General features: G+C 61.5%; 11 protein-coding genes and 1 pseudogene. 5 read left to right on the top strand and 7 right to left on the bottom strand.

Going from position 1 to position 15,306, the window contains the following annotated elements; genetic code table 11:
• Positions 1-23: 23 nt before the first annotated feature.
• The 7 genes and pseudogenes from QMK55_RS28565 to gap all read right to left on the bottom strand — a co-directional run.
• Positions 24-992, bottom strand: a pseudogene (locus QMK55_RS28565) (cache domain-containing protein); the annotation flags it as partial.
• Between the two features lie 661 nt (positions 993-1,653).
• Positions 1,654-2,043, bottom strand: a complete 390-nt coding sequence (locus QMK55_RS06480; protein ID WP_102359063.1) for a YbaN family protein — start codon at positions 2,041-2,043, stop codon at positions 1,654-1,656.
• A 166-nt stretch (positions 2,044-2,209) separates the two neighbouring features.
• Positions 2,210-2,806 (bottom strand): biliverdin-producing heme oxygenase, encoded by a 597-nt coding sequence (locus tag QMK55_RS06475; RefSeq protein WP_320328887.1) that lies wholly within the window; start codon positions 2,804-2,806, stop codon positions 2,210-2,212.
• A 113-nt stretch (positions 2,807-2,919) separates the two neighbouring features.
• The gene (locus tag QMK55_RS06470) at positions 2,920-5,505 is read right to left on the bottom strand and encodes a TonB-dependent receptor (protein WP_102359065.1); all 2,586 of its coding nucleotides are present in this window, start codon (positions 5,503-5,505) and stop codon (positions 2,920-2,922) included.
• A gap of 122 nt (positions 5,506-5,627) precedes the next feature.
• Entirely contained in the window at positions 5,628-6,593 is a 966-nt protein-coding gene (locus tag QMK55_RS06465) for a FecR family protein (RefSeq protein WP_320328886.1), read from the bottom strand.
• A gap of 109 nt (positions 6,594-6,702) precedes the next feature.
• A complete protein-coding gene (locus QMK55_RS06460; RefSeq protein WP_102359067.1) occupies positions 6,703-7,230 on the bottom strand; it encodes an RNA polymerase sigma factor in 528 nt (175 codons plus the stop codon).
• A gap of 189 nt (positions 7,231-7,419) precedes the next feature.
• Positions 7,420-8,421, bottom strand: coding sequence for a type I glyceraldehyde-3-phosphate dehydrogenase (gene gap / locus QMK55_RS06455; protein WP_102359068.1), 1,002 nt, complete (start codon positions 8,419-8,421; stop codon positions 7,420-7,422).
• Between the two features lie 220 nt (positions 8,422-8,641).
• Here gap and edd point away from each other — a divergent pair, with 220 nt between their 5' ends.
• The 5 genes from edd to QMK55_RS06430 all read left to right on the top strand — a co-directional run bounded on the left by edd (position 8,642) and on the right by QMK55_RS06430 (position 15,247).
• Positions 8,642-10,468: a phosphogluconate dehydratase gene (gene edd, locus QMK55_RS06450; protein WP_102359069.1), complete on the top strand. Its 1,827-nt coding sequence runs from the start codon at positions 8,642-8,644 to the stop codon at positions 10,466-10,468.
• A complete protein-coding gene (locus QMK55_RS06445; protein WP_102359070.1) occupies positions 10,465-11,418 on the top strand; it encodes a glucokinase in 954 nt (317 codons plus the stop codon). The genes edd and QMK55_RS06445 overlap by 4 nt, the downstream gene beginning before the upstream one ends.
• Positions 11,419-11,501: 83 nt before the next feature.
• Entirely contained in the window at positions 11,502-12,233 is a 732-nt protein-coding gene (locus tag QMK55_RS06440) for a response regulator (RefSeq protein WP_025112821.1), read from the top strand.
• Positions 12,223-13,692, top strand: a complete 1,470-nt coding sequence (locus QMK55_RS06435; RefSeq protein WP_102356962.1) for an ATP-binding protein — start codon at positions 12,223-12,225, stop codon at positions 13,690-13,692. Before QMK55_RS06440 ends, QMK55_RS06435 begins: the two co-directional genes overlap by 11 nt.
• Before the next feature lie 295 nt (positions 13,693-13,987).
• Complete coding sequence (locus QMK55_RS06430; RefSeq protein ID WP_102356963.1) at positions 13,988-15,247, top strand: AGE family epimerase/isomerase; 1,260 nt, start codon at positions 13,988-13,990, stop codon at positions 15,245-15,247.
• The last annotated feature ends 59 nt before the right edge of the window (positions 15,248-15,306 follow it).

Raw genomic sequence — 15,306 nt, 5'->3', positions numbered from 1 at the left:
AGTTCGCCCAGTTCATCCTGCTTGCTGTAGTTCAGGCGCTGGGTCAGGTCACCTTCGCCGCTGGCAATGTTCTTCAGCATGTCGGCAACGCTGTTGATCGGCCGGGTCACGCCCGACGCGGTGAGCCAGATCAGCAGCAGGCCGATCAGACCGGCGGCGATCGCCACCAGCAGCGCAGTGATCACTCCGGTTTTCTGGGCATCATCGAGCACCGCTTGCAGCTTGACCGAGTCGGCCAGCAGCACCTGTTTCGGCAGGTCGATGACCACGCCCCAGGCCCGCGAGCTGCCAATCGGATCGACCGGGTACACGGCGCGAATCAGGTCGCCCTGTTCGAGAATTTTCGGTGTGCCGCTGCTGACCAGTTGCAGCAGGTCCTTGCCGTCGGCGCCGAGGGAGTCGCTGATTTTCTTGCCGACCTTGGTCGCGTCGGAACTGTCGGCACCGAGCACGCCGCTGCCGGAGACGATCAGCATGTGCCCGGCGTTGTTGAACAGGGTGCGCTGGGACTCCACGGCTGCCGCTTGCAGGGCATCGAGGGCGATGTCGACACCGACCACGCCGATGGCCTTGCCGTCGACGATCAGCGGCACGGAAATGGTCGTCATCAACATTTCCTTGGTGCCCACGGTGTCGGCATACGGGTCGAGCAGGCAGGCGCGCTTGTTGTCGCGAGGGCAGGTGTACCAGCTGTTATACGGCGTGCCGCTGAGGCTGAGGGTGGTCTTGGTCATGTCTTCTTCGACCATGATCGTGTTCAGCGCCGAGCCGGCGGCGCGGCTCCAGTAACTCGCAAAACGCCCGGCTTCGTTGGACTGGCGCGCGGCGTCGTTGACGAACTCGCTGTCCTTGCCATCCAGCCCGTTGGGTTCGAAGGCGAGCCAGATGCCGAGCACCTTGTCATTGCGCTCGAACGCGGTTTTCAGGCTCTGGTTCAACTCTTCACGCAGGGCGCCGGCGTCCAGCGAACGCTTGGCGGCCAACACGCGCATGTCCTTGATCTGGTCGGCCAGGGCGGTGATTACCGTCAGGCTTTCGCCAAAAGTCTTCTGCACCCGCACTGCTTGCTCGGCAGCCTTGGCCTGCAACAGGTTCTGCACACTGGCGGTGAGCATCTTGCTGCTGGAGTCGCTGACCAGATCGTCGTTCTGGTTGGTCTGGTAAATGTTCATGCCGACGATCAGCGCGACCACACCGAGCAGGCACAGGCCGGAGAGCAGGACGATTTTCAGGCGAATGGAGAGAGAGTCGAACATGGGGCGATCTCGTGAATGAATGAGCAGGTGGCCCGGGCGGAGTAACCGGTTCGCCAAATCCATTCAGCGCCATTCAATGCTCATCGGCGTCGGACGAGGGTGCATGAGGTGTTTGCCGACGAACGGTCAGCGCTAAACGTTTGCGCAGGAGATTGTGCTGAAAAGGCGATTAATTACAGGGAAGTTTCAGCACGTTGAATAACCTGTTTGGTGAAGCAAGGGCAGGGGGCTCCTGTGGCGAGGGGATTTATCCCCGATGGTCTGCGAAGCAGACCCAACACCTGAGAACCAGTCTGAAACTGAAACCTTGCGAATGTCTGATTGGTGGCCGCTTCGCAGCCAATCGGGGATAAATCCCCTCGCCACAAAAGCGCTTCACACAGAAACTCGGTGTGGACTAGACAGAAATAGATTCCGGGCGCGACCAGATCCACAGGTTGCCGAGGGTCATCCCGGCAATCGCCAGATACACCGGCCAGCCGTGATCGAGCATCACCAGCATCAACGTCGCGCACAGCAGCATGCTGATCGTGGCGCTGACCTTGGCCTTGCGCGCGATGATCTTGCCGTTGCGCCAGTTGCTCAGGATCGGCCCGAACAGCCGATGGTTTTCCAGCCATGCGCTCAGGCGCGGCGAGCTGCGGGTCGCGGCCCAGGCGGCGAGCAGGATGAACTCGGTGGTCGGCAAGCCGGGCACGACGATGGCAATCAGGCCGATGCCGAGGCTGACGTAGGCCAGCAGGCCGAACAGCAGGCGCGCGAGTTTTGAGGTGGCGGGTTGCGGCATGGGCTCAGCGGTTGCTTCTGAAGCGGGATGGGAATCTTACAGGTTTACGGCGTTCCCCTGTAGGAGTGAGCCTGCTCGCGATGGCGGTGTATCAGTCGACATTCATGTTGAATGACAGGACGCCATCGCGAGCAGGCTCACTCCCACAGGTGGGATTTGTGGTGTGTCAGGCCGGTTCGGCTTCGGTGGCGTAAGCCTGTTCCAGCAGCACGGTGAAGCGGTTGAACGCATCGATCGCGCCTTGCTCGACTTCAGCTTCTTCTTCAGCACTGAACTGCAGCGAATCGAGGGTACGCACGAAGCTCTTCCAGCCCTCGGCACGGCCACCTTCTGGCTCACCCAGGTGACGGGCGCCAAAGGTTTCGCTCAGCTCCAGGGCCACCGCGCGTTTGATCAGGAACGCCGCGCCGAGCTTCGAACCTTCGGAAACAAAGATCCAGCCCAGGGCACGAGCCTTGCTCGGGTTTTTCACCGCGCCCGCGACCGGCGCCGGCACTTCGGTGTCGAGATCGGCGAGGTCAGCCTTGGCCGCTTCAGCGCGGCAACGGGCCGGCAGGTCAGGGACGATGGCGGTCAGTTCGGCGTTGTTGTAGAGGTCAACCAGCTCCGACTGGAACAGGTACTGCGCCACCACGAAACGGGCGAAGTTGGCGCGGGTTTCGAACGGCGCATGGGCTTTGACCAGTGCGTCGAGCTTGCTGTGCGGCTCGTGGGTGATCTGGTTCAGGCGTTGTGAACGCAGGGTTTTTTCCGAAGTGGTCATGAGATGTCCTTGATAAAAGAGGCGCTTGATAACGAGACGAACGGGCAAGTGCCGGACGGTAAAAAAAGCCCCGCGACGCGCTGATGAACAGGCGCGCCGCAGGGCTGTCCGGATCAGATGTCCCAGACCAGATTGATCGCGAAGTTGCGGCCCGGCTGGGTCAGGCGATCGAGGTTGGCCGGTTGCGTCACCGAGGCTTCGCCGACGCTGTCGTAACCGCGCACGTCATCCCACAGCCAGTACTTCTTGTCGGTCAGGTTGTAGATGCCGCCGCTGACGGTGACGTCGTCGGTGACTTTGTAATAGCCGGCCAGATCGAGAATGCCGAAGCCCGGGGTCTTGAACTGGCTGCTGACGCCATCCGGCGATTTGAAGTTGCTGTCGTCGACGCGGTCCTTTTTCTTCACCACGGTCCAGCTCAGCAGGCCGCCGTAGTTGTCTTGGTCGTAGCCCAGACCAAACACGCCGGTCAGCGGATTGACGCTGTTGAGCGGCTCGCCGTTATCGTTGTTGCGACCGTAGGCGTAGGCGATCGAGCCTTGGGTGTAGAGGCCTTGCGGCGCGCCGAACGCGTCCAGATTCAAGCGGCCTTTGACTTCGGCGCCCTTGATGGTCGCGTGCTTGATGTTGCTCGACTGGAAGGTCAGTTCGTCGTAGCCAGGGGTGACGGCGTCTTCGTTGATGAAATCGCGGTACTTGTTATAGAACACCGCCACGTCGAACGAGCCTTGCTCGAAGTTGCCGCGCAGGCCGGTTTCATAGCTTTTGCTTTTTTCCGGTTCCAGGTTCGGGTTCGGCGCCACGTTGTAACCGGTGGTGCTGTTTTCGAAGCGCCCGTACAACGCTTTCGCGGTCGGCGTGCGGAAACCTTCGGCGTACTGGCCGTACCAGGTGTAATTGTCGGTCAGGGCGTAGGTCAGGCCGAATTTGGGCGAGACTTTGTGCCAGGTCTTGTTCTCGTCGCTGACGGTGCCGTTGCCGTCGGCGGCCACGGTGTTGAGGAATTCCTGAGTGATGTGCGGCTTGAGCTGGGTGTAGTCGTAGCGCAGGCCCGGCAGGAAGGTCCACTTGTTCCAGCTGATCTGATCCTGGGCGAACAGGCTGTAGGTGTTGATGGTCGGGTCCGGGAAGTCGCTGGACTTCTTCAGCACATCCGCTGCGCTGGTGGCACCGATCGCAGTGCAGCCACGGCCGATCGCCAGGCACTTGCCGTCGCCGCTGCGCGAACCGGTGACTTTCTGCTGTTTGATCGTGGTGCCGTAGGTCAGCACGTGATCGGTGTCACCAATGGCAAACGCCTTGTCCAGTTGCGCATCGAATACCCACTGCTTTTCCTCGTAGATCGTGTCGCGGGTACGCAAGACTTTGCGCGACATCGGGTAATAGAACTCTTCGGTGCTCTGGTCGGTCTTGGCTATCTGGTGGTTGAGGCTCCACTTCACGTTATCGACCAGCAGGCTGTCGAGGGCGAAGCGATGTTCGATGCCGAAGCGCTCACGGGTGATGGTGTCGTTGCCGGTGCGCCACTGGTACATGCCGCCGGGCAGCATGCTGTCGGGGATGGTCGGAGCGCCGTTGAAGTACGGGCCACCGTAGGCGCTTTTCTGATCGGTGTCGCGATCATCCTTGTACTTTTCGTAGGTCAGGCCCAGGCGCGAATCGTCGTTGTAGTTCCAGCCGATCTTCGCCAGCACGTTGGTGGCTTTGACGTCTTCCGGGTTGGCGGCGGTGCGCTCAAGGCCTGTGCCGTTGTTGCTGCCGTAGGAATCGGTTTCGTGGCCGTCGCGCTGGCTGTAGTGCAGCAAACCGTCGAACTGCTCGGCACGGCCAGCGACGGTGGCGGATTTCAGCCAGCTCTCATCAGCGGAGCTGTAGCCGGTTTTCAGGCGGGCGCCGACGTCTTTGCCGGGCTTGATAATGTCGTCCGGGTCGAGGGTGTAGTAGCTGACGGCGCCGCCGATGGCATTGCTGCCGTACAGCACCGAGGCCGGACCACGGAGGATTTCCACACGTTTGACGATTTCCGGATCGACGTAATTGCGCTGGGTCTTGGCGTACGGGCCGTTGAAGAAACCGTCCGGTACTTCGACGCCATCAACCTGGGTCAGGATGCGGTCGCCGTCGATGCCGCGAATGTTGTAGCCGCTGATCCCGCCGCGCTGGCCGGCGCCACCGACGGAGACGCCCGGCTCGTAGCGCACCAGATCCTTGATGGTGTTGACGTTGTTGCGGTCCAGGTCCTGGCGGGTCTGCACGGTGACGGTGGCCGGCACGCTGTTGATCGACTGTTCCTGGCGGGTGGCGCTGATGGTCACCTGATCCAGATTGAGTGCGCCACTGGTGGTGCGCTTCTCCAGCACCACATTGTTGTTGCTCAGTTTGCGGAAGCTCAGGTTGGTCCCCACCAACAGGCGCTCCAGGGCTTTTTCCGGCGGTAGCGAACCGCGCACGCCTGGCGATGACACGCCCTGACCCAGTTCTGCCGGCAAGCCGACCTGCCAGCCGGTCACGCTGGTGAAGGCATTGAGTGCCGACACCAGCGGTTGCTGGCCGATAGAGAACGAATAATCACCCATGTTGCGCGCCGGCTGTTCGGGGGCAGCCATCAGCGGTGCGGTGCCGGCCATCAGGATGGCGGCCGTCAGCAGCGACAATACGCGGGAAGGGGAAGCAGTCTGGCGGGTAAGGCGAGAGGACATCGATAGCGCTCCGTGTCGCACGAATCTTTATAGGTGCTGATTCGCGTCAGAAGATGCGAATCAATTGCATTGGCTATAACGAGACGAACGGGATTCGGCTATCGAGTAAAAATAATTCTCATTTAGTTCAAGATCACCAGCGCCGGGAATTCCTGCAGGCGCGCCGAGGTGATGTGGGCGAGGGAGCGCACCACGTCCAGCGGCTGGTCGAGGCGGTAGTTGCCGGTGACGTTGACGTCGGCCAACTGCTCGTTGGTGTTGATGATCCAGCCCGGGTAATAGCGGCGTAGTTCGGCCAGCACCTTGTCGAGCGGGCAGTTCTCGAAGATCAACCGACCTTGTACCCAGGCCAGATCCGTGGCGGTATCGAGTTTGGCCGGGCGGTCGAAACCGTTGGGGCCGATGCGGATGCTTTCGCCGGCGGACAAGCGTACCCGCGCGTCGTTGTGCGTGGCGCGCAGATCGACATCGCCGCGCTGCACATTGACTTGCGCCACGCCATCCAGATAACGCACGGCGAACGCGGTGTCGCGCACGCTGGCCTGTACCGGACCGGCGTCGATTTCCAGCGGCTGGCCACGGTTGGCGGCAATCTCGAAAAACGCTTCGCCCTGGTACAACCGCGCCACGCGCTGGCGCTCATTGATGGTGCTGGAGAATGCCGAATTGGTGTTGAGCAGCACCTTGGAGCCGTCTTCCAGTTGCAGGCGCTGGCGCTCGCCGACCACGGTCAGGTGATCGGCTTGAATACGCATCGGCAGGTTACTGAAACTGAACAGACCGAGCACCAGAACGGCAGCGGTAGCCAACGGTTTCCAGTGCGGACGCAGACGTTTGAGCAAGGTCACTTTCGCAGGCTTCGCGGCGAGACTTTGCGCGCATTGCACCACCTGCGGCCCATCCCAGATGGCCTGCGCCTTGGCGAACGCCTCGGCATTCAACGGATCGGCCGCCAGCCACGCGTGAAATTGCCGGGTCTGCTCGTCGTCCGCACTGTCGAGCACGATGAGCCAGTCCAGAGCCTGGTCCATTGCACTGGCGGCGTCCTGCGCCGTGTCGGGCGAAGGCGAGCGGTGGGTGTCCGTCACGGTGTGTCCTCGAGCTTTTGCAAAGCAGTTTCAAGTTTCAAGCTACAAGCTGCAAGCTAAAGCTCGTTCCCGCGTCGGGACTTCCAGTCTTCGGCTTGCCGCTCGAAGCTCACAGCTTGCCGCTGCCGTCATGCCGTTCGGCGACACCGATGCAGATCGACATGATCAGCTTGAGTTCCTTCTGCACGGTACTGAGCGACACGTTCAGCTCGTCGGCGATTTCCTGGTAGCTGTGCCCGTGCAGGCGGCTGAGGATGAAAATCTGCTGCTGACGCGGGCTGAGTTGACTGAGGCTCACGTTCAGGCGCTCCAGCAATTGTTCGGCGTGGGCGGCGTCTTCGGCGCTGCTGGCGGGGGCGGCGACGCTGTGCACCACGTCCTGCGGCACGTCATCGACCATAGTCCGCGAATGGATCTTGCGCGCACGCAGGTGATCCAGCGCCAGATTGCGCGCGGTCTGGAACACGAAGGGTTCAAGGTGATCGATGGCGCGCTCGCTCAGCGCCCGCGTCACGCGCAGGTAAGTTTCCTGCAGCAGGTCTTCGGCGGTGCTGTGGTTGTTGACCATCCGCTCGATCGTGCGCAGCAGGGACGTGCGCTGAGAGAGGAAGACGTGGTTGAAGCGCGATTGACTCACGGGGGAACCTGATCCATTTTGAGTTAATGATAATGCTTATCATCCAGTCGAGTGGTCAAGCCCTGATTTTGAATACAGCACAAAACATGTAGGAGTGAGCCTGCTCGCGATAGCGGTCGATCAGCCACAACATTTGTGACTGACAGATTGCAATCGCGAGCAGGCTCACTCCTACAGAAAAGCAGGGGATTACTCGGCGTTACACAACGCCAGGCAGTTATCCAGCATGCGATTGGAGAAGCCCCATTCGTTGTCGTACCAGGCCAGCACTTTCAGCAGTTTGCCGCTGGCTTTGGTGTGGTTGGCGTCAAAGATCGACGACAGCGGGTTGTGGTTGAAGTCACTGGAAACCAGCGGCAACGTGTTGTAACCCAAAATTTTCGAGTGCTGACTGGCCGCCTTCATCAGCGCGTTGACTTCTTCTGCGCTGGCTTCTTTCTTCAACTGCACGGTCAGGTCCACCAGCGACACATTGATCACTGGCACCCGCACGGCCATGCCGGTCAGTTTGCCGGCCAGTTCCGGCAGCACCAGGCCCACCGCTTCGGCGGCGCCGGTCTTGCTCGGGATCATGTTCTGCGTGGCCGAACGCGCGCGGTACGGGTCGGTGTGGTAGACGTCGGTGAGGTTCTGGTCGTTGGTGTAGGCATGAATGGTGGTCATCAGGCCGCTTTCGATCCCCAGCTCGCGGTGCAACACCTGCGCCACGGGCGCCAGGCAGTTGGTGGTGCACGAAGCGTTGGAGATGATCTGGTGCGACTGGCGCAGAATGTCGTGGTTCACGCCGTAAACGACGGTGGCGTCGGCGCCTTTGGCCGGTGCCGAGATGATGACTTTGCGGGCGCCGGCAGTAATATGCGCGGCCGCTTTGGCGCGGTCGGTGAACAGGCCGGTGCATTCGAACACTACATCGATCTTTTCCGCGGCCCATGGCAGCTCGGCCGGATTGCGGATGGCGCTGACCGAAATACGGTCGCCATTGACCGTCAGGCTCTCATTGTCATGGGCCACTTCGGCGTCGAATGTACCGTGAACGGTGTCGTACTTGAGCAGATGGGCGTTGATGGCGCTGTCGCCCAGGTCGTTGATGGCGACGATCTGCAAATCCTGTCGATAGCCTTGGGTATACAGTGCGCGCAGGACATTACGGCCGATGCGGCCAAAACCATTGATTGCGATTCGAAGAGTCATTAAACAGCGCCGCCGTCGTTTTGTTGTTGGAATTACAAGATTATTCGCATAAAAATAGAAAACAAGCCTTTTTAGTGGCAATATTTTGTTTTATCTACAACGAGTGACCTGAATCAACTGGTCCGAATGGTCAAAAAAACCGTCTGTCATTCCAACAACAACGGCGTTTGATCAGCATAGACAATCAGGTCGCCACATCCGTTAGCCTGGAGTTCTACACATGCATCCCCGCGTTCTTGAGGTCACCGAACGGCTTATCGCCCGCAGCCGCGCCACGCGTCAGGCTTACCTTGCACTGATTCGCGGCGCCGCCACTGATGGGCCGATGCGCGGCAAGCTGCAATGCGCCAACTTCGCCCATGGCGTGGCCGGGTGTGGCAGCGAAGACAAGCACAGCCTGCGGATGATGAACTCGGCGAATATCGCCATTGTTTCTTCGTATAACGACATGCTTTCGGCGCACCAGCCGTACGAAGTGTTCCCGCAACAGATCAAGAATGCCCTGCGCGAAATCGGCTCGGTCGGCCAGTTCGCCGGCGGTACGCCGGCGATGTGCGATGGCGTGACCCAAGGCGAGCCGGGTATGGAACTGAGTCTGCCGAGCCGCGAAGTGATCGCCCTGTCGACCGCTGTGGCGCTGTCGCACAACATGTTCGACGGTGCGCTGATGCTCGGCATCTGCGACAAGATCGTCCCGGGCCTGATGATGGGCTCGCTGCGCTTCGGTCATCTGCCGACGATTTTCGTCCCGGGCGGGCCGATGGTCTCGGGGATTTCCAACAAGGAAAAAGCCGACGTGCGGCAGAAGTACGCCGAAGGCAAGGCGACCCGCGAAGAGCTGCTGGAATCGGAGATGAAGTCCTACCACAGCCCGGGCACCTGCACCTTCTACGGCACCGCCAACACCAACCAATTGCTGATGGAAGTCATGGGCCTGCACTTGCCGGGCGCGTCTTTCGTCAACCCGAACACTCCGCTGCGTGACGCGCTGACCCGCGAAGCCGCGCATCAGGTCACGCGCCTGACCAAGCAGAACGGCAACTTCATGCCGATCGGCGAGATCGTCGACGAGAAGTCGCTGGTCAACTCGATCGTCGCGTTGCACGCCACTGGTGGTTCGACCAACCACACCTTGCACATGCCGGCCATCGCCATGGCGGCGGGGATTCAACTGACCTGGCAGGACATGGCCGACCTTTCCGAAGTCGTGCCGACCCTGAGCCACGTCTACCCGAACGGCAAGGCCGACATCAACCACTTCCAGGCGGCGGGCGGCATGTCGTTCCTGATCCGCGAACTGCTCGAAGCCGGCCTGCTGCACGAAGACGTCAACACCGTGCTCGGTCATGGTCTGAGCCGTTACACCAAAGAGCCGTTCCTCGATAACGGTGAGCTGGTGTGGCGCGAAGGCCCGATCGAAAGCCTCGACGAAAACATCCTGCGTCCGGTCGCCCGAGCGTTCTCGGCCGAGGGCGGTCTGCGGGTGATGGAAGGCAACCTCGGGCGTGGCGTGATGAAGGTTTCCGCCGTGGCCCTGGAAAACCAGGTCGTCGAAGCGCCGGCCATGGTGTTCCAGGATCAGCAGGATCTGGCTGATGCGTTCAAGGCTGGCCTGCTGGAAAAGGATTTCGTTGCGGTGATGCGCTTCCAGGGCCCGCGCTCCAACGGCATGCCTGAGCTGCACAAGATGACGCCGTTCCTCGGCGTGCTGCAGGATCGCGGCTTCAAAGTCGCGCTGGTCACTGACGGGCGCATGTCCGGCGCCTCGGGGAAAATCCCGGCGGCGATTCACGTCAGCCCTGAAGCTTATGTCGGTGGTGCTTTGGCGCGGGTGCAAGAGGGCGATATCATCCGCGTCGATGGCGTCAAAGGCACTTTGGAACTCAAGGTCGACGCCGCCGAATTCGCAGCGCGCGAACCCGCCAAAGGCCTGTTGGGCAACAACATCGGCAGCGGTCGCGAACTGTTTGGCTTCATGCGTTTGGCCTTCAGCTCGGCGGAGCAGGGCGCCAGCGCCTTCACTTCTGCCCTGGAGACGCTTAATTGAAACTGGCTTTGGTCGGTGATATCGGAGGCACCAACGCGCGGTTCGCGTTGTGGAAAAACCAGCAGCTGGAATCGGTTCAGGTGCTGGCCACGGCCGACCACGCCAGCCCGGAACAGGCGATCAGCCTGTACCTGAGCGGCCTTGGTCTGGCGCCGGGTGCGATCGGCTCGGTATGCCTGTCGGTGGCGGGGCCGGTGAGTGGTGATGAATTCAAGTTCACCAACAATCACTGGCGCCTGAGCCGCACGGCGTTCTGCAAGACCTTGCAGGTCGAGCAACTGCTGCTGATCAACGACTTCTCGGCGATGGCGCTGGGCATGACCCGCTTGCAGCCCGGCGAATTCCGCGTGGTCTGCGAAGGCACGCCGGAGCCATTGCGCCCGGCGGTGGTGATCGGCCCGGGCACAGGCCTGGGCGTCGGCACCTTGCTGGATCTGGGCGAAGGTCGTTTTGCCGCGCTGCCGGGGGAGGGCGGTCACGTCGATCTGCCGCTGAGCAGCCCGCGAGAAACGCAACTCTGGCAGCACATCCACAACGAAATCGGCCACGTCAGCGCGGAAACCGCGTTGAGCGGCGGCGGTCTGCCACGGGTTTACCGGGCGATCTGCGCGGTGGACGGGCATGAGCCGACACTCGACACACCTGAAGCGATCACCGCGGCCGGTCTGGCGGGGGATCCGATTGCCCTGGAGGTGCTGGAGCAGTTCTGCTGCTGGCTCGGCCGCGTGGCGGGCAACAACGTGCTGACCACCGGTGGTCGTGGCGGGGTGTTCATCGTTGGTGGGGTGATTCCACGCTTTGCCGACTTCTTCCTCGAAAGCGGTTTTGCCCGCAGCTTCGCTGACAAAGGCTGCATGAGCGATTACTTCAAAGGCATACCGGTGTGGCTGGTGACAGCGCCGTATTCCGGCCTGATGGGCGCCGGTGTGGCCCTCGAACAAGCTGGCTGAGGATCGTTCCCACGCAGAGCGTGGGAACGATCGGTTCATCAGGCATAATCCGCCCCAATTCCAACAACAAGGATGCCTTCGAAGTGAGCTCAGTCAACAAGTCGATATTGTTGGTCGATGACGACCAGGAAATACGCGAGTTGCTGGAAACCTACCTGACCCGTGCCGGGTTTCAGGTGCGGGCCACGGCCGATGGCGCCAGTTTCCGTCAGGCACTCAACGAGGCGCCCAGTGATCTGGTGATCCTCGATGTGATGCTGCCCGACGAGGACGGCTTCAGCCTGTGCCGCTGGGTGCGTCAGCATCCGCGTCAGGCGCAGGTGCCAATCATCATGCTCACCGCCAGTTCCGACGAGGCCGACCGGGTGATCGGTCTGGAGCTCGGCGCTGACGATTACCTCGGAAAGCCCTTCAGCCCTCGCGAACTGCAAGCGCGGATCAAGGCGTTGCTGCGTCGTGCGCAGTTCGGCCAGGAGCGCAGTGGCAGTGAAGTGCTGGCCTTCGACGAGTGGCGGCTGGACATGGTCAGCCATCGGCTGTTCCACACCGACGGCGAGGAAGTGATTCTCTCCGGCGCCGACTTCGCGTTGCTGAAGTTGTTTCTTGATCACCCGCAGGAAATCCTCGACCGCGACACCATCGGCAACGCCACCCGTGGCCGTGACCTGATGCCGCTCGATCGCATTGTCGACATGGCCGTCAGTCGCCTGCGCCAGCGTCTGCGCGACACGGAAAAACCGCCGCGCCTGATCCGCACCGTGCGCGGCAGCGGCTACCAACTGGCAGCCAATGTGGTTGCCGGCAATGGTCACTGAGTCGCTGCGCCGGCTCGCCAGCAAAGTGCCGGTGCCGCGTTCGCTGCTCGGGCGGATGCTCCTGCTGACCCTGTTGGCGGTGCTGTTTGCGCAGACCTTGTCGAGCGTGATCTGGGTTTCGCAACTGCGCGCGACCCAGCTCGAAGGCCTGGTCACCAGCGCCCGCAGCCTCGCCCATTCGATGACCGCCAGCGTCAGCTATTTCCGTTCGCTGCCAGTGGCGTATCGGCCGCTGGTGCTCGACCAGTTGCGCAGCATGGGCGGCACCCGTTTCGTGGTGACGCTCAATGACAAACCGCTGGGCATGGACGTGTTGCCGGTGACCCCGCGCAAGGCCGCAGTGATGCAAGCGGTGGACGAAGTGCTGCGCCAGTCGCTGGGCCATGATGCTGATATCTCGGTGACCTTCGTCAGCCCCGAAGACCTGCGAATTTTCAACGCCGGACTCAAGCTCGATGAGCTGCCACGCTCCTGGGCGCATTACGCGCTGACCCTGGAACCGGTGAACCCGCCGGTGCTGGTCACCCAGATTCAAATGGCCCCGGGCGAATGGCTGTACATCGCGTCGTTGCTGCCCGAGCCCTACACCAGTCTCGAAGAACAAGGCCTGCCGGCGCAGCAGGTGTGGTTCATCGTCCTCACCAGCGGCTTTTTGCTGTTGTTCATCGGTCTGCTGGTGCACTGGCAGAGCCGGCCACTCAAGCGCCTGGCGCGGGCGGCGCGGGACCTGTCGCTGGGGGCCGACGTCGAACCGGTGGCCGAGGGCGGCGGCAGTGAAGTGGTGGAAGTGGGCCGTGCGTTCAACACCATGCGCGAGCGCATCAGCCGTTACCTGACCGAACGCAGCCAGTTGTTCAGCGCGATTTCCCATGACCTGCGCACGCCGATCACCCGCCTGCGCTTGCGCGTCGAGCTGCTGGAAGACGAGCAACTGCAAGCCAAGTTCGGCCGTGATCTGGATGAGCTGGAGTTGCTGGTGAAGGGGGCACTGCAGTGCGTGAAAGACACCGACATCCACGAGAACATCGAGCCAGTGGACCTGAACCATGTGCTCGACTGTCTGGTGGAGCCGTACCTGGCGCCCAATGGCAATGGCCGCGTGACCCAGCAAGGCAAGGCACTGGCGGCGTATCCGGGTAAGCCCCTGGCGTTGAAACGCTGCATCGGCAACCTGATCGATAACGCGTTGAAGTACGGGCAGAACGCACATCTGCACATCGATGACGATGAGCGCGCGTTTGTCCTGCACGTCGACGATGAAGGCCCGGGTGTGCCGGAGCAGCGGCTGGAACAGGTGTTCGAGCCACACTTTCGGTTGGCGGGGCAGCAGCAGGGTTATGGTCTCGGCTTGGGTATCGCGCGCAACATAGCCCATAGCCATGGCGGTGAGGTGACGTTGCAGAACCTGCGTGAGGGTGGGTTGCGGGTGACCCTGCAATTGCCGCGTTCGGTGGATTGAATCAAAAGCTTTCCCTCACCCTAGCCCTCTCCCGGGGGGAGAGGGGACTGACCGAGGTGTATTTGGCTATCCGCCGACCTGATGCATTGAGTCGATTATGGATTCGGTAGAGCACTTTCAGGTCGGCGCAACTCTTCAGCATCCTGCGGTCGGCCCCCTCTACCTCCGGGAGAGGGCTGGGGTGAGGGTGGCTCTTTTGTCACGGATCAGTGACAAAGCCCGCCCCCTTCGTTACAAGCCCACCCCGGCCCGTTGTTTAGACTCCCCGCAGTCATAACAACAAAAAAGGCCACCCATGGATCTTTTGCTCCCAGGCTTCAGCAGTTGGCTGAATGCCCCAGCCCACCAGCAATGGCTCGCCGACGAAGGTCTGCGCCTGCTGGCATTCGCCAGGAATTCCAGACTGCCCGAAGGTTTCGGCAACCTCGACGAGCGCGGCCGTTTGCCGGCGCACGCGCAAGCCGAAACCATGAACACCGCGCGCATGACCCACAGCTTCGCCATGGCCCATATTCAGGGCCTGCCGGGGTTCGCTGAACTGGTCGATCACGGCATCGCCGCCTTGCGCGGGCCGTTGCGTGATGCACTGCATGGCGGCTGGTTTGCGGTCGCCGAACACCGCGATGGCAACACCGGCAAGAACGCTTATCTGCATGCCTTCGTGGCGCTCGCGGCCAGCTCTGCGGTGGTCGCGCAACGCCCCGGCGCCCAGGCGTTGCTGGATGACGCCATCGACATCATCGACACTTATTTCTGGAGCGAAGAAGAGGGCGCCATGCGCGAATTCTTCAATCGCGACTGGCACGAAGAAGAAGCCTATCGCGGCGCCAACAGCAACATGCACGCCACCGAAGCGTTTCTCGCGCTGGCTGATGTCACCGAAGACCCGCGCTGGCTGGTGCGTGCGCAACGCATCGTCGAGCGGGTGATTCACGGTCACGCCGCGGCCAACGGTTACATGGTCATCGAACACTTTGACCACGACTGGCAACCGCTGTGCGAGTACAACCACGACAACCCGGCCGACGGTTTCCGCCCTTACGGCACCACCCCTGGACACGGTTTCGAGTGGGCGCGGCTGTTGCTGCACCTCGAAGCGGCGCGGGTTCAGGCCGGCATGCTCACGCCCGGCTGGCTGGCGACCGATGCGCAAAAACTCTTCGAGCAGAATTGCCGTCACGGCTGGGACGTCGATGGCGCGCCGGGGATTGTCTACACCCTCGACTGGGATAACAAAGCCGTAGTCCGCCATCGCTTGCACTGGACCCATGCCGAGGCCAGCGCCGCTGCCAGCGCCTTGCTCAAACGTACTGGCGATGAGCAATACGAAACCTGGTACCGGCGGTTCTGGGAGTTCTGCGAAAACCATTTCATCGATCGCTGCGATGGCAGTTGGCATCATGAACTTAGTCCGCAAAACCGGCCGAGTGCCGATATCTGGCCGGGCAAACCCGATCTCTACCACGCGTGGCAGGCGGTGCTGATTCCTCGTCTACCCTTGTCACCGAGTATGGCGACGGCTCTGGCGCAATTGTCCCGGACTGTTCCTGTGTAACCATGTGGTGACATTTGCGCATCCCTTCGTTACCTGCGAAGGGAATCGCCCTGTTTAAA

Origin of the sequence: Pseudomonas sp. P8_229, assembly GCF_034008635.1 — a bacterium.
Lineage (GTDB): Bacteria > Pseudomonadota > Gammaproteobacteria > Pseudomonadales > Pseudomonadaceae > Aquipseudomonas.
The sequence above is the reverse complement of the archived record's forward strand: the minus strand, read 5'-3'. Positions and strand labels throughout refer to the sequence as shown.